An 18,312-nucleotide genomic window follows, 5' to 3' on the forward strand; every position below is an offset into this window, starting at 1 on the left:
GGGCGGGGGATTCGTACGAGAGCGTGTACACGGTCATGACATACCCCTTTTGCGCACCGGAGCGTCGCGCTGTCACTGATAGATCGCGAACACCTTGTTGGAGTTGAACACCTCGGTCTCCACGAACGTCGACCACCGCGGCACCGGCCTGCCGAGCGCCTCCATGGCCGCTACCAGCGGGAACCAGTTCAGCAGCTCCTGCTGCCCGGCCCTTTCGACGTCGGCCAGCGTGGTGGCGCGCCACACGTCCAGATCGCCCTTGACCATGGCCTCGTACAGGCGCACGTCGGCGGGCGTGTCGGGCCACATCCGCCAGGTGTGGTCGCACAGGAACGCGTGCGACCAGCTGGAGGAGGCCAGCAGCGCGATCCGCCACGGCGACTCGGCGCAGATCCGCGCCACCTCCGCGCCGACCTGCATCAGCCGGGCGGGCGACGGGGAGGGCGGGTCCAGCTCGCGCTTGTCCTCGATCTCGCTCATGAAGCCGCGGTAGCTGACCACCCGCCTGCCGTAGCAGTTGATCGGGAACGGGATGACGGGATAGTCGAAGCCGGTGCGGTGGTAGTCCAGGTAGAGGATGGCGTTGAGGAACGCGTGCGGCAGCCCCGGATGGTGCGCCTGCTTGTAGGCGTAGGCCACGTCGATCCCGCTTTCCAGCAGGCCGGAGGCGAGGTGCTTGGCGATGTCGGGCCGGCCGCGCACCCGGAAGGTCGCGTCGTACGGCTCGTTCCAGATGTTCGGCTTGCCCCGCATGTCGGCCGAGTAGCCGGCCTGCGCCCAAGGACGCAGCTCCAGGTCCGGGTAGGCCAGCACCGCGTAGGGCGGGATGAGGTCCTCATGGAAGTTCTCGTACTGGTCGTCACCCCAGATCAGCACGGCGTCGGGCTCGAACGCGTCGATGGCGGCCCGGACCTGCTCGAAGCCCTTGATCAGGGCCTCGCGGTGCTCCTTGGCGCCGGCGGCGCCGCCGTCGTCGCCCCACTGACGCCGGGCCTCGGCGGTCCAGTTGGCCGGGTCCTTGACCTCGGCGGGGACGCCGGGGTCGGCCATGGTGCGCCGTAACAGGCCGGCCATGTCCGCGTCCGTGCCGCTGAACGGGGGGTAATGGGTGACGCCGACGCCCAGGACTTCGCCCATCGAGCGCTCCTCCGGAATGGGAAGTGGATCTGTATAATCATCCACCATAAATATCTACGTTTCGAATAACCAGGGGGCCGCGTGGCCGAGCAGCCCGGCTTTCAGGACGTCGACTGGCAGGTCGCCCGCGCCGCCGACGAACACGGCGCGGAGTTCGACCCCGACCTGCTGAAGCTCACCCTCACGCTCTACCGCGCGATGGCGGCGTTCGACCGGGCCGGCACGGCCGAGCTGGCGCCGCACGGGCTGACGGTCAGCCAGCTCAACATCCTCACCGTCCTCCACCGGGCCGACCGGCCGCTCAACATGGGCGAGCTCGCCCAGGCCATCTCGGTCCGCCCGGCCAACCTGACGAGCGTGGTCGACGGGCTGGTCGCGCGCTCGTACGTGGAACGCCGGGTCAACCCCGGCGACCGCCGCTCGTTCCTGGTCGCCAACACCGAGGCGGGGGAGCGGTTCCTGGCCGAGTTCCTGCCGTCGCACTGGCGCTATTTGGACGCGATCGCCTGGCAGCTGAGCGGCGACGACCGCCGCACCCTCACCGCGCTGCTGGCCAAGCTGCGCGCCTCCATCGAGAGCGCCCAGGCGGTCACGCCATGACCACTCCCGCCCTCTTACAAGGTGGTGTCCATGCCGCTCGTTGAAGTCACCCTCATCCAGGGCCGCCCTGCCGAGAGCATCCGCGCGCTCATCTCCAACGTCACCGAGGCCGTCGTCGCCTCCGTCGGCTCACCCAAGGAGAGCGTCCGCGTGATCGTACGGGAGATCCCGCCGACCCACTGGGCCGCCGGGGACGTCACCATCGAAGAGAGGGGGCCGCGCTCATGAGCGACTTCTACGGGCACGTCATCGACGGCGAGGAGACCGAGTCCCTCGACGGCCGGCGGATGCCCAGCGTGGACCCGTGGACGCGGGAGCCGTGGGCCGAGGTCGCGCTCGGCGGCACCGACGACGCCGCGCGGGCGGTGACGGCGGCCCGCCGGGCCTTCGACGAGGGGCCGTGGCCGCGGATGGGGTTCGCCGAGCGCGGCCGGATCCTGCACCGGCTCGCCGACCTGGTCGAGCAGCACCGCACCGAGCTGAGCCTGGCCGACACCCGCGACATGGGCAAGCCGGTCGCCCAGAGCGGCCACGACGTGCTGCGCGCCGCCGCCAACATCCGCTTCTTCGCCGACCACGCCCGCCTCGCGACCGGCCAGGCGCTGCCGATGGACTCCGGCCACCACGCCTACACCCGCTACGAGCCCGCCGGCGTCGCCGCCGCCATCGCGCCGTGGAACTTCCCGCTCATGCTGGAGTCCTGGAAGATCGCGCCCGCGCTGGCCTGGGGCAACACGGTCGTGCTCAAGCCCGCCGAGGACACCCCCGTCTCCGCCACCCTCCTGGCCAGGCTCGCGCTCGAAGCGGGGATGCCGCCGGGCGTGCTCAACGTCGTGCACGGCCACGGCCCCGACTCCGCGGGCCAGGCGCTCACCGAGGACCCCCGGGTGGACCGCATCACGTTCACCGGCGAGTCCGCGACCGGCCGCGCCATCACCCGCGCCGCCGCCGCCAACCTCGTCCCCGTCAGCCTGGAGCTCGGCGGCAAGGGCGCCAACCTGGTGTTCGCCGACGCCGACCTGGACAACGCCGTCCACTGGTCGGCCGAGGCCATCTTCCGCAACGCCGGTCAGGTCTGCCTGGCCGGCAGCAGGCTCTACGTCGAACGGGCCGTCTACGGCGAGTTCCTCGACAGGTTCGTCAAGAAGGCCGAGTCGCTGCGCACCGGCGACCCGAAGGACCCGGCCACCGAGCTGGGCCCGCTCGCCAGTGAGACGCACTACAGGAAGGTCCGCTCGTACGTCGAGGACGCGCCCGGCACCATGCTGACCGGCGGCCTCGGCGACGGCTGGTCGATCAGGCCGACCGTGCTCGCGGACGTCGACCCGGCCGCCCGCCACTGGCGGGAGGAGATCTTCGGCCCGGTGGTCGTCGTCCAGCCCTTCGACACCGAGGCCGAGGCCGTCGCCGCGGCCAACGCCACCCGCTACGGGCTCAACGCCATGCTGTTCACCGAGAACGTCAGCCGCGCCCACCGCGTCTCGGCGGCGCTGCGCGCGGGCACGGTCTGGCTCAACTGCTTCTTCATCAGAGACCTGCGCGCCCCGTTCGGCGGCGTCGGCGACTCGGGCATCGGCCGCGAGGGCGGCGACTTCAGCCGCGAGTTCTTCACCGAGCCCAAGGCGGTGGTCATGCAGATCTCCGACACGTGAAAGCTGTCGGAGCCCGGCGCTAGCCTCGCGTGCGTGCTCGCTCGGTGCGGGCCTCCCGGCCACCCAGGAAAGGGCGGGCATGCCTGAGACAGACGGATCCGACCTGCTGGAGCGGCACCGGACCGCCCTGACCGGCTACTGCTACCGGATGCTCGGTTCGCCGTTCGAGGCGGAGGACGCGGTGCAGGAGACGCTGGTGCGCGCCTGGCGGAGTCTCGACCGGTTCGACGAGCGCCGTGCGCCGATGCGGTCGTGGCTCTACGCCATCGCCACCAACGTCTGCCTCGACCTGCTGCGCGGCGCCCGGCGCCGGGCCCGCGCGATCGACCTCGGCCCGGCCGCGCAGGCCGGGCCTGACCTCGGCGCGCCGCTGCCGCCCAGCGCCTTCGTCCACCCCGTCCCCGACGGCCGCGCGCTGCCGGACAACGGCGACCCGGCGGAGCTGGCCGCGCAGCGCGACACGATCCGGCTGGCGTTCATCGCCGCCCTCCAGCACCTGCCGCCCCGGCAGCGCGCGGTGCTGATCCTGCGCGAGGTGCTGTGCTGCCCGGCGGACGAGGTCGCCTGGCTGCTGGACACCTCCGTCGCGTCCGTCACCAGCGCGCTGCAACGCGCCAGGACGAAGCTGAGGGCCGTCTCCCTGAGCGCCGAGGACCCGTACCACCCGATGGAGGAAGCGCAGCGGCGGCTCCTCGCCCGCTACTGCGACGCGTTCGAGCGGTACGACGTCGAGGCCATGATGGCGCTGCTGCACGAGGACGCCGTCATGTCGATGCCGCCGTTCCGGTGGTGGCTGCGCGGGCGGGCGGAGATCCGCCGGGCGCTGCTGGCCGCCGACCGCCCCTGCGCGGGCGCGCGCCTGGTGCCGTGCGCGGCCAACGGCTCGCCGGCGTTCGCCCAATACCGGCCGGGGCCTGACGGCAGGCTGGAGCCGTTCGCGCTCGTGGTCCTCACCCTGTCGGGCGGGCTGATCGCGGAGACGGCGACCTACCTCGACCCCGACCGGCTGTTCCCGCTCTTCGATCTGCCCGGCGTTCTGAAGATCCCGGCCCGGGAGCGATGAGTTCCGGGCCGCCGCTTCGTATGACCTGTGTACCCCGGTGGCGGTCACCGGGGACGCGGGACGAAGGGACGGCGACATGGCCGGATACGCGGAGCTCGACGACGTGCGGATGTGGTACGACGAGCGCGGCGAAGGCGAGCCGCTGGTGCTGCTGCACGGCGGTTTCTCCGACAGCCGGGACTTCGACGGCAACCTCGGCGGGCTGGCCGGCCGCTTCCGGCTGCTGCTGCCCGAACGCCGCGGCCACGGTCACACCGCCGACGTGCCGGGGCCGATCACGGCCGAGGTGATGGCGCAGGACACCATCGCGTTCCTCGACACGGTCGTCGGGGGGCCGGTGCGGCTGGCCGGCTACAGCGCCGGTGCGACGGTGGCGCTGTCGGTGGCGGTGCGCCGCCCCGACCTGGTCGACCGGCTCGTCCTGATCAGCGGCGCGTTCGACGCGGCGGGCCTGATCGTCGCTCCCTCCGCCGCCGGGCCGCTGCCGCCGCCCCTGGTGGAGAGGTACGCGGAGGTGTCGCCCGACGGCGCCGGCCATCTTCCGGTCGTGGTGGCCAAGATCGCGCGGGCGGTGGCGGAGGAACGCGGGCTGACGCCGGCGGACCTGCGCGCCGTGGCCTGCCCGGTGCTGGTCATGGCCGCCGACGACGACATCGTGACGCTGGAGCACACCCTGGAGTTGTACCGGAGCCTTCCCGACGGCCATCTCGCCGTCGTCCCCGGCACGTCCCACCTCCTGCTGCACGAGCGGCCCGGATGGTGCGCGGGGCTGGTGGAAGACTTCCTGACCACGGGCCCGCGGCCCACCTGGATGCCCCTGCGCCGGGCCGCCGAGCAGTGACAGCCGGAGGTCAGGCCTTGGTGGCGGCGTCGCGGATGCGGGCGGCGTAGTCGCGCCAGTAGGGGTCGTCCGGTGCGGGGAAGGAGGTGTCGCCGGGGTAGCGGCCGCCCGAGCCGTCGATGAGCTCGCGGACGATGTCGGCGTGGCCGGCGTGCCGGGACGTCTCCTGGAGCATCCGGACCACCAGTTGCCGCAGCGACGCCTCCCGCCTGCCCTCCGGCCACCAGGGGACGGTGCCGACGGCGGAGAGGTCGAGGGCCTCGATGGTCTCGTCGGCGTGCGCGCAGGCCCGGCGGTAGAGACCGGTGATGTAGGCGGTGGTCTCGCCCTCCGCCGCCCACATGTCGGCGCCCTCCCAGATGCTGTCGTCGTCGACCCAGGACATCCGCTCCGGGGCGGGCCGGCCGAAGGTCTCGCCCAGATAGCCGTACTCCAGCCCGGCCAGGTGTTTGACCAGGCCGAGCAGGTTGGTCCCTGACGGCACCATGGGCATCCGCATGGCGGTGTCGCTCAGTCCGTCGAGCTTGAACAGCATCGCGTCGCGCACCTCCTGCAGGCCGGCACGCAGAATCTCCTTCTCCGTCACCCGCTCACCGTACGGGACGCCCCTGACAAAAACGTGAGCACCTTTTCTAACGGCTGGATTTCGGAGAGATTACCCGGGTCAGGACGGAGTTTCGTCAGTCAATACCCCGGGTAAGGCCGTCGATAGCTTCTGAGTCCCATCTCTTTCAGGAGCCCCAGATGTCTCGCATCACGCTCACGACCGCCGCACACGAGTTCCTCCGCGCCGACGAAGTGATCTTCTTCGATTGGCACGTCACGGGTCTTTGCTGCGCGGACGCGGGGGAGTTCTCGGTCAGGCCGTTGCGGCGGTCCCGCCTGCCTCGAAGAGCCCGCAGGCTCGGGACCGATCTGGTGTATGCCCATCCCTCCGCCTGGGTTCATCTGGTCGAGCTGCCCGTGACGATCGACTGCCGCCTGCTCTGGCGCTGGCGGCGCTTCACCACCGATCTGCCACCGGACGCCGGACTCCGCTGTTGCCTGGGCCGTCCCATATATGGGAGGTAATCGGTGAAGGTGCGCTCCATCATCATCTGGACAGTGGTCGCCCTCGTGGGCGCCACTGGATGGGCGATCATCGCCCTGTCCAGAGGTGAGAACGTCAACGCGGTCTGGCTGCTCGCCGCCGCACTTGGCTCGTACGCCATCGCGTACCGCTTCTACGCGCGATTTATCCAGCGCAAGGTGCTGGGCGCCGACGACCGCCGGGCCACGCCCGCCGAGCGGCTCGACAACGGCATCGACTACCAGCCCACCGACCGGCGGATCCTGTTCGGTCACCACTTCGCCGCCATCGCGGGAGCCGGTCCGCTGGTCGGGCCGGTGCTGGCGGCGCAGATGGGCTACCTGCCCGGCACCATCTGGATCGTCGCGGGCGTGATCTTCGCCGGCGCGGTGCAGGACATGGTGATCCTGTTCTTCTCCATGCGCCGCAACGGGCGCAGCCTCGGCCAGATGGCCCGCGACGAGATCGGCCCGGTGGGCGGGATCGCGGCGCTCATCGCCGTCTTCGCCATCATGATCATCCTCCTCGCGGTGCTGGCCCTGGTCGTGGTCAACGCCCTGGCGCAGTCGCCGTGGGGCGTGTTCTCGATCGCGATGACGATCCCGATCGCCCTGTTCATGGGCTTCTACCTACGGGTGCTGCGGCCTGGGAAGGTCGTGGAGGTCACGGTCATCGGCGTCGCGCTGCTGCTGCTGGCCATCGCCGCCGGCGGCTGGGTGCAGGACTCGAGCTGGGCCGAGTTCTTCACGCTGAGCCCGTCGGCGCTGGCGCTGTGGCTGATCGCGTACGGGTTCATCGCCGCGGTGCTGCCGGTGTGGATGCTGCTCGCGCCGCGTGACTACCTGTCGACCTTCATGAAGATCGGCACGATCGCGCTGATGGCGATCGGCATCCTGGTCACGATGCCGGCCATGCAGAACACCGCGTTCACCGAGTTCGCGTTCAACGGCAAGGGGCCGGTGTTCGCCGGGTCGCTGTTCCCGTTCGTGTTCATCATCATCGCCTGCGGCGCGCTGTCCGGCTTCCACGCGCTGATCTCGTCCGGCACGACCCCGAAGATGATCCAGAAGGAGTCGCAGGTACGGATGATCGGCTACGGCTCCATGCTGATGGAGTCGTTCGTGGCGGTCATGGCCATCACCGCGGCGTCCATCCTCAGCCCCGGCCTCTACTTCGCGATGAACTCGCCCGCGGGGTTGCTCGGCACCACGGTCCAGTCGGCGTCCGAGGCGGTCGCCAACCTGGGCTTCGTCATCACGCCGCAGGAGTTGCAGGCCGCGGCGGCGGCGGTGCAGGAACAGACCCTGATCGCCCGTACCGGAGGGGCGCCCACGCTGGCCGTGGGCATCTCGGAGATCTTCTCCGGGTTCCTCGGCGGCGACGCGCTCAAGGCCTTCTGGTACCACTTCGCGATCATGTTCGAGGCGCTGTTCATCCTCACCACGGTCGACGCCGGCACCCGCGTGGGCCGGTTCATGCTGCAGGACACGCTCGGCAACCTGTGGAAGCCGATCAGCAGGGTGAGCTGGTGGCCGGGTCTGGTCGCGACCAGCGCCATCGTGGTGGCGGCTTGGGGCTACTTCCTCTACCAGGGCGTCAACGACCCCTTGGGCGGCATCAACCAGCTGTTCCCGTTGTTCGGCATCGCCAACCAGTTGCTCGCGGCGGTGGCGCTCACCGTCGCCACCACGCTGCTGATCAAGAGCGGGCGGCTGAAATGGGCCTGGGTGACCGGCATCCCGCTGGCCTGGGACGCCGCGGTCACGCTGACGGCGAGCTACCAGAAGGTGTTCTCGCCCGACCCGGGGCTGGGCTTCTTCGCCCAGCGCGACCGCTACCAGGCCGCGCTCGACCGGGGTGAGGTGCTCGCCCCGGCCAAGTCGATCGGCGACATGGAACGGGTCGTCTTCAACTCCACCATCGACGGCATCCTGGCCGCGCTCTTCGCGATCCTCATCATCGTCGTGATCGCCGACGCGGCCCGGGTCTGGATCAAGGCCATCCGGTCCCGCGAACCGCTGCCCGACACGGAGGCCCCGTACGAGGAGTCGAAGATCGTGGCACCGTCCGGGCTCATCGCGACGCGCGAGGAGCGCGAGCTGATGGCGGGGGCGGGAGGTCCGGCGAAGGGAGACTGACCGGAGCGGGCAGGGCGGGTGCCTACCCGGTGGTCACCCGCCCTGCCGGTCCGCTCAGCCCAGCAACTGGGCTATCTCGGCGATGGTGGCCCGCTGACTCGTGATCGTCTCCCGGGCCAGGCGCAGCGTCGGCTCGTGGGTGCCCTTCTCCAGCACCGACTCGGCCATCTCGATCCCGGCGGCCAGGTGCCTCGACAGCACCGTCAGCCAGGACTTGTCGAACTCCGCGCCCGACAGCCCCTTCAGCACCTCGATCTGCTCGGCCGACAGCATGCCCGGCATGGCGTGCGCGGCCTTCGCGTCGTCGGGCGGCACCTGCCGCTTCCACGCGCGCAGCCAGGCGGTCATCTTCTCGATGTCGGCCCGCTCGACGGCGATCAGCCGCACCCCGAGGTCGTGCACGTACAGGTTGTGCGCCCGGTCCTCGGCCAGCTCGGCGAGCTGGATGGTCTGCCGGTGGTGCGGGATCATCTCCTGGGAGAACCGGATGTCGGCCTCCCCGAGGGAGGCGTTCCCCGCCGCGGCGGCGGTCACGGGCTCTCCGGTGGCGGGCGCGCACGCGGCCGACGCGGGCACGCACAGGGCCAGGGCGGCGATCAGCAGGCGGGTCCGCACCCGCACCATCTCCCCTCAACGGTTCGATCACCGAGAGGTACGCGCCGGTCGCCGGGAAAGTTCAGGATGGGCGCGCAGCGCGCGGTGCAGCCAGTCGTAGGCGACCGCCATCGGCGACGGCTCGGGATCGAGCCCCCGGACGATCGCGACCAGCTCCCAGTAGCGGGCGGCGCGCGGGTCGTGCTCGTCGAAGGAGCGCAGGATCTCGTCGCGGTCGCCGCCCATGTGGGCGAGAAAGCGTTCGAGCAGGGGGACCGCCTCGGGCGCGGCGGGGGACAGGCCCGCCTCCGCCGCCCGCAGCGCCTCCTGCGACACGGCGGCGTTCTCCCGCTGCCACCCCCCGAAGTCGTCCTGACGCGTCCAGAAGTCCGCCGACGACTCCCGCAGGCCGCGCCGGAACCCCTCGTCGGCCAGCAGATCGAGCAGCTCCAGCCACGCGTCGAGTTGCGCGGCCGTGGGGTCGTCGGGCAGCTCGGGGGCCATGCACGCGCGCATGCCGGCCAGCCACTCGCGCTGCGCCGGGCTGTCGCCCACGTCGTCGATGAACGCGTCCAGCAGCATGCCCATCTCGGCCGTGCCCAGCCGGCCGAGCGTGTGCAGCCGGCGCAGGTCGTCGTCGCCCGGGTCATCCTTGGCGAGGGTGGCGCGCAGCACGGCCCGGGTCCGCTGCAGCGCGGTCAGCTGGGTCTCCACCGCCTCCAGATGGAGGGAGAGGACGTCCTTGAGCCCGCGCCGTCCCAGCGAGCGGATCGTGGCCAGGTCGACGCCGATCTCCCGCAGCGTGCGGACCAGCTCCAGGTGGACGCGGTGCTCGTCGGTGTAGCGGCGGTAGCCCGCGGCGGTACGGTCGGGCGGAGGCAGCACGCCCTCGTCGGAGTAGAACCGGATCGTCCTGACGGTGAGACCGGTCAGCCGCGCCAGCTTGCCGATCGAATAATCCATTTGAGTCTCCAGTTACGTGAGACTTTAGCTTAGCCCGCATGGCGAAGAACAAGGTGACCAGAGTCGTCACCATGCACCTCAACGCGGGCGAGGCCAACCCGGCGACCGTCGGCAAGGATCTCGGACCGCTCGGCATCAACCTCATGCAGTTCTGCAAGCAGTACAACGAGCTGACCTCCGGCCGGCGCGGCCACGTCGTGCCGGCCGTGGTCACCGTCCACGAGGACCGGACCTTCGACGTCACGGTCAAACAGCCCACCACGGCCTCGCTCATCCGCCAGGTGACCGGGCTGAGCGGCGGCAGCCCGCGCCCCGGCCACCACAGCGGCGGCGTCGTCACCACCGCCCAGCTCCGGCAGGTGGCCGAGGCCAAGCTGCCCGACCTCAACACCGACGACCTCGACCAGGCGGTCAAGATCGTGGCGGGCACGGCCCGGTCCATGGGACTGCAGGTCAAGGATTGATCCGCGATTCTGACGGTGCCGCCGGTTATCGTGGGCGAGGTGACCAGCGATGAGACGCGCGACGAGGTGGCGCTGACCAACCTCGATCAGCCGCTGTTCGACGGGGCCGACGCCACCAAGCGCGACCTGGTCGACTACCTCGACGCGGTGCGCGACCGCATCATCCCCGCGCTGCGCGGGCGGGCGCTGTCGGTCATGCGGGTGCGTCCGGGTCAGGCGCCCTTCATGCAGAAAAACCTGCCCAAGTACGCGCCCGGGTGGATCCGCTCGGTGACCATCTGGGCGGAGGCGTCGCACCGCCAGGTCACCTACGCGCTCTGCGACGACCGCCGGACCCTGCTGTGGTTCGCCAACCAGCGGGCCGTCGAGTTCCACCCGGCTCTGCTGGTCGGCGATCACTTCACCCACCTGGTGCTCGACCTCGACCCGCCGGAGGGCGGCGACTTCTCCCTGGTGGTCCGGGCCGCCGGGCTGATCAGGGAGGCGCTGGCCCAGGCGGGGCTGGCGGGGGCGGTCAAGACCTCCGGGGCCAAGGGAGTGCACGTGTTCGTGCCGGTGGCGGCCGGCATCCCCATGGAAGACCTGGCCGCCGCCACCCGCGCCGTCGCCGCGCGGGCCGAGCGGCTCGACCCCGACCTGGCCACCACCGCGTTCATCAGGGAAGACCGCCAGGGCAAGGTGTTCCTCGACTCGACCAGGGCCGGCGGGGCGACCGTGGTGTCCGCCTACAGCCCGCGCATCAGGCCGGGGGCGCCGGTCTCGTTCCCGGTCGCCTGGAGCGACCTCGACCGGGTGACGCCGCGCGACTTCACCATCAAGACCGCCCCGGGGCTGCTGGGCGACGGCGACCCGTGGGCCGCCCACCTGCCGGAGCCGCAGGAGCTGCCCGCCGACCTGGTCGAGGAGGGGCACACCATCCCGGTCGCCCGCGTCCAGGCCATGCACGAAGGCAAACGGCGGGCCCGCGCCAAGCGCGGCGAGTGATCGGGGCGTCCAGCGCGCCTTGTGATCAGACGTCCCGCATGCTTGGTGATCAGACATCCCGCGCGCCTTGTGATCAGGCGTCCAGCAGCCGGACCAGTTCGTCGCGTGAGGTGACGCGGACGAACCTCAGGTGCGCGTACGCCGGATCGACCGCGGCCTTGCCATACCGTTCGCGATACTCGCCGTGCTTGGTCCACGCCCAGTGCAGGATCGAGTCGTCCTTGGTGAACAGGGAGCGGAACCGCTCGCGGTTGCCGTTCCACAGCTCGGCCCCGCCGGCCATGCGGCGCAGCGTCCTGGCCGCGAGCCGGCGCATCACGGTGGCCTTCGGCGGGTCGACCCAGACCACGGTGTCGCACCGGGCCCAGACGAGGTCGCGCACGGCCGAGTAATTGCCGTCGACGACCCAGCCGTCGCCCGCGGTGAACGCGTCGACCTCGGCCCTGAACTCCTCCACCGGGCGCGGGGTCCAGCCCGGCATGTGGAAGATCGAGTCGAGCTCCAGCCAGGGCACGCCCAGCCGCCTGGACAACTCCGCGGAGATCGTCGACTTGCCCGACCCGGAGTTGCCCACGACAGAGATGCGACGCACCGCACGACTGTACTCGGGTCACCGGGTCAGCGTCGCACTGCCGTAGACCGCCCCCGCCGAGTGGTCATCTGGCCGGCCGGTGACGCGGGTGGCCTCGACGCGCAGCTTCACCAGACCGGTGACGTCGAGCGAGACGTCGGCCCGCTGCGTGTATTTCACGGTCTGGCGGTGCAGCACCTTCCCGTTCCCGGAAATGACGAACTCGACCGACGCGTCCGTGCGGAGTTCGTCATTCAGGCCGAGGGTGGCGGTGAAATTCCGGTACGTGCCGTCGAGCGTGTATTCGCGGAACGAGGTGTAACTCGGCGCCGACACCCCCAGGGCGACGCTCTGGGTGAACGGGGTGCCGTTGATGGGGAAGGTGCCGGTTCGCGCGGTGCCGTACGCGGCCGTGCGCTCCATCTCGGCCAGGTGGTCGGAGTCGCCCGTCCCGGGCTCCGGGGTGACGGGGTTCGGCGCCGGCGCCGTCACCGTCTGCCGGATCGTGTGGGTGACCGTGGTGGTGGTGGCGGCGTTGGGGGCGAACTGCTCAGCCACGTCGCGCGGGGAGAAGTAGATCGTGGCGAGCGTGCCCCCGAGGGCGACGAGTGCGGAGAGGACGGACGCCCCGGCCGCGATGAGCGTGTTGCCCCGGGCGTGCCGGCGGTCGCGCTTCTTCTCCCTGTGGTCGTTCGGTGGGGTGTCGACGGCCATTTCGCATTCTCCTCGCCTTCGTCGGGTGGCTCGTTATGAGACGCGTGGTGCGGGAGAAAGGAAGGCCGGTCCCAGTTTCGATCGAATAACGCCCGGGAGTTATTAATAAATGCTGATATAAAGGAAAATATCGGGATTAATTGACCCGGACCAGTTCCCGCTCCACCGTGACGGGCACCGGCCGGGGCCTCCTGCCGAGCGCCTGCCCCGCGACCAGGGCGCCCAGCGCGATGGTGAAGCCCGCGACCTGCCAGCCGGTGAGGGTCTGCCCGAGGATCAGGAGCCCGGCCAGGGTGGCGACCAGCGGGTTGGTCAGCCCGAGCAACGAGACGGAGGTGGGCGCCAGCCGGTCGATGCCGCGGAACCAGAGCGCGTAGGCCACCGCCGTGCCGACGATCCCGAGGTAGGCGAAGCCGAGCGCGTTGCCGGCGGTGAACGTGGCGGGGAGCCCTTCGGCGACGAGTGTGACCGGGGCCAGCACCAGGCCGCCGACGGTGAGCTGCCACCCGGTCATCACCAGTGCGGACTCGGGCGGCCCCCACTTCTTGGCCAGCACGATGGCCACGCCCATGAGGGAGGTGGCGGTCAGCATGGCGGCGATGCCCAACGGGTCGAGCCGGGCCTCGGCGGTCAGCGTCAGCAGCGCCACGCCTCCGGTGCCCGCCAGGGCCGCGAGCAGCACCGTACGGGCCGGGCGGAGGTGCAGCACCAGGAGCGACAGCAACGCCACGACCAGCGGCTGGACCGAGCCGACCGTGGCCGCCACGCCGCCCGGCAGCCGGTAGGCGCCGAAGAACAGCAACGGGAAGAACGCCCCGAAGTTGAGCATGCCGAGCACGGCGGACTTCCACCACCACGAGCCGCTGGGCAGTCGCCGGGTGACCGCGAGCAGGACCAGTCCGGCGGGCAGGGCGCGCAGGGTCGCGGCGAGCAGCGGCCGATCGGGGGGCAGCAGCGTGGTGGTGACGACATAGGTGGTGCCCCAGCTCATCGGGGCGAGGGCGGCGAGTGCGAGATCTCGCGTGGCACGGGTGGACATCTGGATTCCTTTGCCTTGATAATCTCAACGTTGAGATAACAACACACAACAGCATGCATGTCAATCTTCTTAACGTTGAGATGATGAGGGCTGAGACATGAGTGACGCGGTCGACGCGCTGACCGGGCAGTGGCGACGGGAGCGGCCGGACGTGGACGTGTGGCCGATGGAGGTCGTCGGGCGGGTGTCGCGCCTGTCCCGCCTGCTGGAACGCGGGCTGCGCGAGCTGTTCGCCGAGCACGGGCTGGAGCAGCACGAGTTCGACGTGCTGGCCACGCTGCGCCGCTCCGGGCCGCCGTACGAGCTGACGGCCGGGGCGCTGCTCAAGGCGGCGATGGTCACCTCGGGCGCGATCACCAACCGGATCGACAAGCTGGAGCGCAAGGGCCTGGTCGAGCGGCTGCGTGACAGCGGCGACCGCAGGTCCGTGCGCATCCGGCTGACCGAGGCCGGGCGCGAGCTGATCGACGAGCTGGTGCCGCGGCACGTCGCCAACGAGGCGCGGCTGCTGTCCGGGCTCGACGCCGAGGACCGCGACCACCTCGTCCGCCTGCTCCGTCAGCTCCTGGAGTCCCTCGGCGACACGTCGCTGGACTGAGACCCGTGGCTGTACCTAAGGGCCGTCAGTCGTCCAGGCCGCGGGCGCTGAGCGCCTCGCCCAGCGCGTCCGCGTGCCGCAGCGCGCCCACCACCATCGGCACCATGAACGCGCGCACGCTCCACTCGACGCCCCTGGCCCGCTGCGCCTCCCGCACCCGGGTGGCGAGCATGGCGATGACCGGGACGCTCCGGATGGTGAGCGAGAGCAGCAGCGACATCCGGAACGGGTCGAGCCCCACCCGGCGGCCCGGCCGCATGGCCCGCTCCAGCACCGCCATCATGGCCGAGGTCCTGGTCGTCAGCGTGACCAGCCCGGCCAGCGCGACCGCCAGCACGATCCTGGACGAGACGAGGGCCGCGGTCGCCGGACCGGCGAGGAAGAACTGGACCGCGAACAGCGCCGCCGCGAACCAGCGCACCGGCCGGACCTGCGCCCACGCCGCCGCCGCGCCCACCCGCGCGAACGCGTACAGCGCCGCGACCACCACGGCCGCGCCCGCCATCGCCCACAGGCCCGGCAGCAGCAGCAACGCGGTGCAGCACCCGGCCAGCCCCAGAAGCTTGACCCCGGCCGGCATCCGGTGCAGGAACGAGTCACCGGGCACGTAGGCGCCCGTCAGGCTGTTCACGTCAGCAGCCGGCGGTAGTGGCCGATCGCCTCGTCCGGCGGCGCGTCGGCCACCACCCGGCCCTCGTCCAGCACCAGGACCCGGTCGAAGTCCGTCAGCAGCGGCAGGTCGTGCGTGACCACGACCACCTGCTGGGGCAGGGCGCGCAGGTGCTCGGCCACCAGCCGGGAGTGGCGCAGGTCGAGCAGCGTCGTGGGCTCGTCCATGATCAGGATCTCCGGCTCCAGCACCAGCACCGAGCAGAGCGCCAGCAACTGCTTCTGCCCGCCGGACAGCTGGTGGGCCGGATGGTCGGCGTGCCCGGCCAGCCCGTGCCGCGCCAGCACGTCCGCGACCCTGGCCCGCACCTCGTCCGCCGGGAGCTTGTGGCGGCGCAGCGAGAACGCCACGTCCTCGGCCACGGTCGGCATCACGATCTGCGCGTCCGGGTCGGTGAACAGGAACCCCACCCGCCGCCGGATCTTCGCCGCCTGCCGCCTGGTGTCGTGGCCCAGCACGGTGACCGTGCCCGAGGTGGGCAGCGCCAGCCCGTTGAACAACCGGGCGAGCGTGCTCTTGCCCGACCCGTTCGCCCCGATGACACCGATCCGCCGCTCGGCCAGCGAGGCGGTCACGCCCCGCAGCACGTCGCGCTCCCCGAGCCGGACGTGCACGTCAGCCAACTCGATCACTCACACCACCTCGAACAGGGCGGCGACGCCCAGCCCGCCGCCGACCGCCGCCGTCGCCAGCCCGAGCGTCCCTCTCGGCGCCCCGGCCCGCACCAGCCGCGTGAACAGCCGCGTCACCACGACCGCGCCGCTGGCCCCCCACGGGTGCCCGAGCGCGATCGCCCCGCCGTCCGCGCACACCCGGCCGGCGTCCGCGCCCAGCGGGTCGAGCCCCAGCGCGTCGGTGACGGCCAGCGTCTGCGCGGCGAACGCCTCCACGATCTCCACCGCCGCCACCCGCTCCAGGTCCGTGCCGGTACGGGCGAGCAGCCGGCGCACCGCGGGCACCGGCCCCCAGCCGGGCAGCGCCGGATCGCACCCGACCACCGCGCCGGCCACCAGCCGCAGGCCCGGCCTGCCGTCGCGCAGCCGCTCGGGCACGACGGCGACCGCGGCCGCGCCGTCGCTGTTGGGCGAGCAGTTGCCCGCGGTCACCGCGCCCCCGGCCACGAACGCGGCCGGCAGCCTGGCCAGCGACGCCGGGCGCAGCGGGCGCGGCCGCTGATCCTGGTCGTGCCCCCCGACCGGGACGATCTCGGCCGCGAACCGCCCCGCCGCGCGGGCCGCCACCGCCTTGGCGTGGCTGGCCGCCGCGTAGGAGTCCTGCCGCTCGCGGCTCACGCCGCGCGCCGCGCCGAGGGCCTCCGCCGCCTCGCCCATGTCGGGATCCGGATGTCCTTCAGGGGCGAAGGGCGCGCGCTCGTACGGTGACCCGCCCCGATGCGCGCGCACCGGAGCCGTGGACGCGCTCTCGGCGCCCCCGGCGATCACGCACTCCATGTCCCCGCTCCGTACGGCCTGGGCGGCGACCAGGACGGCGGCCAGGCCGCTCCCGCACTGCCGGTCCACTGTCAGCCCGGGGACGGCGTCGCCCAGCCCGGCCCGCAGCGCCGCCACCCGCGCCATGTTCCCGCCGGGCCCCATGCAGTTGCCCAGCACCACGTCGTCGACCCCCGGCCCGCCGCCGGCGGCGAGGTCACCCGCCACAGCGGCCAGCACCGGGGCGGCGAGGGCGTCCACCGGCACGGCCTTGAAGGCGTGGCCGGCCGTGCCGATCGGGGTGCGGCGGGCGGCCACGACCACCGGGTCCAGCCAGGCCGTCACGTCAGCCGCCGCAGGGCGGGATCACCGGTGGTCAGGGCGGCCGCCACCTGGTCGCGGGCGGGCTTGCCGGTCGCGGTACGAGGCAGGGCGGCGATCGAGTACCACCGGCGTGGCCGCTGCGCGGCGGCCAGCCCGGCCCGCGCCACCGCCTCCAGCCCCGCCCTGGACGGCCCCCACCCGGCCGCGCCCCCGACCGCACCCGTCCCGACCGCACCTGTCCCGACCGCGCCCGCGCCCCCGACCGCGCCCGTCCCGACCACACCCGTCCCGACCGCGCCCGTCCCGACCGCGCCTACCTCCACCACGGCGGTCACGATCGCGCCCAGGACGGGGTGCGGCGAGCCGACGACCACCACGTCACTCACGCCGTCCGCGCGCCGGAGCACCGCCTCGACGTCCTCCGGCACCACGGTCGCGCCGCCGGTCTGGATCGCGCCGTCGCCGCGCCCGCGCAGCCGCAGCGGCTCTCCCCGCGCGTACGGGTGGGCGAGGTCGCCGACGCTCATCCACTTGTCGTCGATCTTGAGCGGCCCGGCCACCCCGCCCAGGTAGCCCTCGGCCAGCCAGGGGGACCGCACCCACACCTCGCCCGACGGCGGCCTGACCTCGATCTCCACCTCGGGGAACGGCCGCAGCCCCCCGCCGTCGGCGTCCACGGCCACGAAGGACAGCTCGGTGGCCCCGTAGTAGGCGACCACCCGCACGGCACCGGCACGTTCGCGCACCCCGGAGGGCAGCGCCGCCCCGCCCGCCACCGCCACCCGCAGCGGCGCGCCCGCGGGCAGCGCGTCCAGCACGGCGGGAAGCTGGTGCGGCACCAGATGCACCGCCGTCGCCCGCCGCAGCAGCCCCGGCAGCGCGCCCGGAGCCCACCGGCCCGGCGCGAGCACCGTGGCGCCCACGGCCAGCGCGTGCACCGCCGCGAACCCGTACAAGGAAGACACCAGCGGCCCCGGGACCAGCACCACGTCATCCGCGCCGATCCCGGTGAGAGCGCTCAGCGGCTCGAACGAGCCGGTCCAGGACGCGCGGGTGCGGACGACGGCGCGCGGCCGCCCGGTGCTCCCGGAACTGAAGCTCGCCCACGCGAGATCGCCCGGCCCCGGCACGAACGGCGCCGTCCCGGGCACGGCGCCGGTGGGGAGGGTCTCGATCAGCAGGTCCGCCGGGACGCCGTCACGCAGTGCCGGCTCGTACAGCAGGGGAACGGCCCCGGCCAGGTCGGCGGCCAGCACCGCGATCAGCTGCTCGACCGGATCCGCCAGGCAGATCCCGGCCACCCGCCGGCCCGCAGGGGACACCACAGGGAACGCCGCCGCGGTCTCGCGCGCGCGGCGGGCCAGGTCTCCGTACGTGATCGCGCCGTGCGGGCCCGACACCGCGACCCGGCCAGGGGAGACGGCGGCGTGCCGGATGACCTGCGCTGCGACTGGCATGCCC

The 18,312-nt window shown here is 72.2% G+C and carries 19 protein-coding genes and 1 pseudogene; 9 read left to right on the forward strand and 11 right to left on the reverse strand.

From position 1 onward, the window contains the following. Window positions 1-72: 72 nt before the first annotated feature. Window positions 73-1,137 (reverse strand): hypothetical protein, encoded by a 1,065-nt coding sequence (locus tag ACGFI7_RS01135; protein WP_393397743.1) that lies wholly within the window; start codon window positions 1,135-1,137, stop codon window positions 73-75. 81 nt (window positions 1,138-1,218) lie between these two features. Between ACGFI7_RS01135 and ACGFI7_RS01140 the strand changes: the two genes are divergently transcribed. The 5 genes and pseudogenes from ACGFI7_RS01140 to ACGFI7_RS01160 all read left to right on the forward strand — a co-directional run bounded on the left by ACGFI7_RS01140 (window position 1,219) and on the right by ACGFI7_RS01160 (window position 5,293). Next, entirely contained in the window at window positions 1,219-1,737 is a 519-nt protein-coding gene (locus ACGFI7_RS01140) for a MarR family winged helix-turn-helix transcriptional regulator (RefSeq protein ID WP_393397744.1), read from the forward strand. Window positions 1,738-1,767: 30 nt separating this feature from the next. Continuing rightward, window positions 1,768-1,965, forward strand: a complete 198-nt coding sequence (locus ACGFI7_RS01145; protein WP_393397746.1) for a 2-hydroxymuconate tautomerase — start codon at window positions 1,768-1,770, stop codon at window positions 1,963-1,965. Further along, window positions 1,962-3,389 carry an aldehyde dehydrogenase gene (locus tag ACGFI7_RS01150; protein ID WP_393397748.1) on the forward strand — a complete coding sequence of 476 codons (1,428 nt, stop codon included), beginning with the start codon at window positions 1,962-1,964 and terminating at the stop codon, window positions 3,387-3,389. Before ACGFI7_RS01145 ends, ACGFI7_RS01150 begins: the two co-directional genes overlap by 4 nt. A 76-nt stretch (window positions 3,390-3,465) precedes the next feature. Continuing rightward, window positions 3,466-4,452: pseudogene (locus ACGFI7_RS01155) on the forward strand (sigma-70 family RNA polymerase sigma factor); the annotation flags it as partial. A gap of 76 nt (window positions 4,453-4,528) precedes the next feature. Continuing rightward, a complete protein-coding gene (locus ACGFI7_RS01160) occupies window positions 4,529-5,293 on the forward strand; it encodes an alpha/beta fold hydrolase (RefSeq protein WP_393397750.1) in 765 nt (254 codons plus the stop codon). A 10-nt stretch (window positions 5,294-5,303) separates the two neighbouring features. Here ACGFI7_RS01160 and ACGFI7_RS01165 read toward each other — a convergent pair whose 3' ends face one another. Further along, window positions 5,304-5,879 (reverse strand): DinB family protein, encoded by a 576-nt coding sequence (locus ACGFI7_RS01165; RefSeq protein WP_393397752.1) that lies wholly within the window; start codon window positions 5,877-5,879, stop codon window positions 5,304-5,306. A 488-nt stretch (window positions 5,880-6,367) separates the two neighbouring features. Between ACGFI7_RS01165 and ACGFI7_RS01170 the strand changes: the two genes are divergently transcribed. Further along, window positions 6,368-8,500 carry a carbon starvation CstA family protein gene (locus ACGFI7_RS01170; protein WP_393397754.1) on the forward strand — a complete coding sequence of 711 codons (2,133 nt, stop codon included), beginning with the start codon at window positions 6,368-6,370 and terminating at the stop codon, window positions 8,498-8,500. A gap of 54 nt (window positions 8,501-8,554) precedes the next feature. Here ACGFI7_RS01170 and ACGFI7_RS01175 read toward each other — a convergent pair whose 3' ends face one another. Continuing rightward, window positions 8,555-9,124, reverse strand: a complete 570-nt coding sequence (locus tag ACGFI7_RS01175; protein WP_393397756.1) for a DUF305 domain-containing protein — start codon at window positions 9,122-9,124, stop codon at window positions 8,555-8,557. A gap of 18 nt (window positions 9,125-9,142) precedes the next feature. Then, window positions 9,143-10,057 (reverse strand): MerR family transcriptional regulator, encoded by a 915-nt coding sequence (locus ACGFI7_RS01180; protein ID WP_393397758.1) that lies wholly within the window; start codon window positions 10,055-10,057, stop codon window positions 9,143-9,145. A 38-nt stretch (window positions 10,058-10,095) separates the two neighbouring features. Here ACGFI7_RS01180 and rplK point away from each other — a divergent pair, with 38 nt between their 5' ends. Then, the gene (rplK, locus tag ACGFI7_RS01185; protein ID WP_393397760.1) at window positions 10,096-10,521 is read left to right on the forward strand and encodes a 50S ribosomal protein L11; all 426 of its coding nucleotides are present in this window, start codon (window positions 10,096-10,098) and stop codon (window positions 10,519-10,521) included. A gap of 39 nt (window positions 10,522-10,560) precedes the next feature. Then, the gene (locus tag ACGFI7_RS01190) at window positions 10,561-11,505 is read left to right on the forward strand and encodes a DNA polymerase domain-containing protein (protein ID WP_393397762.1); all 945 of its coding nucleotides are present in this window, start codon (window positions 10,561-10,563) and stop codon (window positions 11,503-11,505) included. Between the two features lie 73 nt (window positions 11,506-11,578). On the opposite strand, the gene ACGFI7_RS01195 is transcribed toward ACGFI7_RS01190, so the two are convergent. The 3 genes from ACGFI7_RS01195 to ACGFI7_RS01205 form a co-directional block, all read right to left on the reverse strand. Beyond that, window positions 11,579-12,097, reverse strand: coding sequence for a hypothetical protein (locus tag ACGFI7_RS01195; RefSeq protein ID WP_393397764.1), 519 nt, complete (start codon window positions 12,095-12,097; stop codon window positions 11,579-11,581). Window positions 12,098-12,115: 18 nt separating this feature from the next. Further along, window positions 12,116-12,790 carry an NPCBM/NEW2 domain-containing protein gene (locus ACGFI7_RS01200; RefSeq protein ID WP_393397766.1) on the reverse strand — a complete coding sequence of 225 codons (675 nt, stop codon included), beginning with the start codon at window positions 12,788-12,790 and terminating at the stop codon, window positions 12,116-12,118. Window positions 12,791-12,926: 136 nt separating this feature from the next. After that, window positions 12,927-13,829 carry an EamA family transporter gene (locus ACGFI7_RS01205; RefSeq protein WP_393397768.1) on the reverse strand — a complete coding sequence of 301 codons (903 nt, stop codon included), beginning with the start codon at window positions 13,827-13,829 and terminating at the stop codon, window positions 12,927-12,929. A gap of 97 nt (window positions 13,830-13,926) precedes the next feature. On the opposite strand from ACGFI7_RS01205, the gene ACGFI7_RS01210 reads away from it, so the two are divergent. Then, complete coding sequence (locus tag ACGFI7_RS01210; protein WP_393397770.1) at window positions 13,927-14,427, forward strand: MarR family winged helix-turn-helix transcriptional regulator; 501 nt, start codon at window positions 13,927-13,929, stop codon at window positions 14,425-14,427. A 25-nt stretch (window positions 14,428-14,452) separates the two neighbouring features. Here the strand turns inward: ACGFI7_RS01210 and ACGFI7_RS01215 are convergent, their stop codons facing one another. The 4 genes from ACGFI7_RS01215 to ACGFI7_RS01230 are packed head-to-tail and all read right to left on the reverse strand — an operon-like array spanning window position 14,453 to window position 18,308. Then, complete coding sequence (locus tag ACGFI7_RS01215; RefSeq protein ID WP_393397772.1) at window positions 14,453-15,058, reverse strand: energy-coupling factor transporter transmembrane component T family protein; 606 nt, start codon at window positions 15,056-15,058, stop codon at window positions 14,453-14,455. Then, the gene (locus tag ACGFI7_RS01220) at window positions 15,055-15,729 is read right to left on the reverse strand and encodes an energy-coupling factor ABC transporter ATP-binding protein (protein WP_393397774.1); all 675 of its coding nucleotides are present in this window, start codon (window positions 15,727-15,729) and stop codon (window positions 15,055-15,057) included. The genes ACGFI7_RS01215 and ACGFI7_RS01220 overlap by 4 nt, the downstream gene beginning before the upstream one ends. Beyond that, complete coding sequence (locus tag ACGFI7_RS01225; RefSeq protein WP_393397776.1) at window positions 15,730-16,872, reverse strand: thiolase family protein; 1,143 nt, start codon at window positions 16,870-16,872, stop codon at window positions 15,730-15,732. Continuing rightward, the gene (locus ACGFI7_RS01230) at window positions 16,869-18,308 is read right to left on the reverse strand and encodes an AMP-binding protein (protein WP_393397778.1); all 1,440 of its coding nucleotides are present in this window, start codon (window positions 18,306-18,308) and stop codon (window positions 16,869-16,871) included. Before ACGFI7_RS01230 ends, ACGFI7_RS01225 begins: the two co-directional genes overlap by 4 nt. Between the last annotated feature and the right edge of the window lie 4 nt (window positions 18,309-18,312).

The sequence above is a fragment of the Nonomuraea sp. NPDC048826 genome, from assembly GCF_043198225.1.
In the GTDB taxonomy this organism is placed as follows: domain Bacteria; phylum Actinomycetota; class Actinomycetes; order Streptosporangiales; family Streptosporangiaceae; genus Nonomuraea.

Coding starts and splice junctions, on each gene's coding strand:
- ACGFI7_RS01230 (WP_393397778.1), bottom strand. CDS start 18,308: ATGCCAGTCGCAGCGCAGGTCATCCGGCACGCCGCCGTCTCCCCTGGC.
- ACGFI7_RS01180 (WP_393397758.1), bottom strand. CDS start 10,057: ATGGATTATTCGATCGGCAAGCTGGCGCGGCTGACCGGTCTCACCGTC.
- ACGFI7_RS01150 (WP_393397748.1), top strand. CDS start 1,962: ATGAGCGACTTCTACGGGCACGTCATCGACGGCGAGGAGACCGAGTCC.
- ACGFI7_RS01210 (WP_393397770.1), top strand. CDS start 13,927: ATGAGTGACGCGGTCGACGCGCTGACCGGGCAGTGGCGACGGGAGCGG.
- ACGFI7_RS01200 (WP_393397766.1), bottom strand. CDS start 12,790: ATGGCCGTCGACACCCCACCGAACGACCACAGGGAGAAGAAGCGCGAC.
- ACGFI7_RS01135 (WP_393397743.1), bottom strand. CDS start 1,137: ATGGGCGAAGTCCTGGGCGTCGGCGTCACCCATTACCCCCCGTTCAGC.
- ACGFI7_RS01205 (WP_393397768.1), bottom strand. CDS start 13,829: ATGTCCACCCGTGCCACGCGAGATCTCGCACTCGCCGCCCTCGCCCCG.
- ACGFI7_RS01175 (WP_393397756.1), bottom strand. CDS start 9,124: ATGGTGCGGGTGCGGACCCGCCTGCTGATCGCCGCCCTGGCCCTGTGC.
- rplK (WP_393397760.1), top strand. CDS start 10,096: ATGGCGAAGAACAAGGTGACCAGAGTCGTCACCATGCACCTCAACGCG.
- ACGFI7_RS01160 (WP_393397750.1), top strand. CDS start 4,529: ATGGCCGGATACGCGGAGCTCGACGACGTGCGGATGTGGTACGACGAG.
- ACGFI7_RS01145 (WP_393397746.1), top strand. CDS start 1,768: ATGCCGCTCGTTGAAGTCACCCTCATCCAGGGCCGCCCTGCCGAGAGC.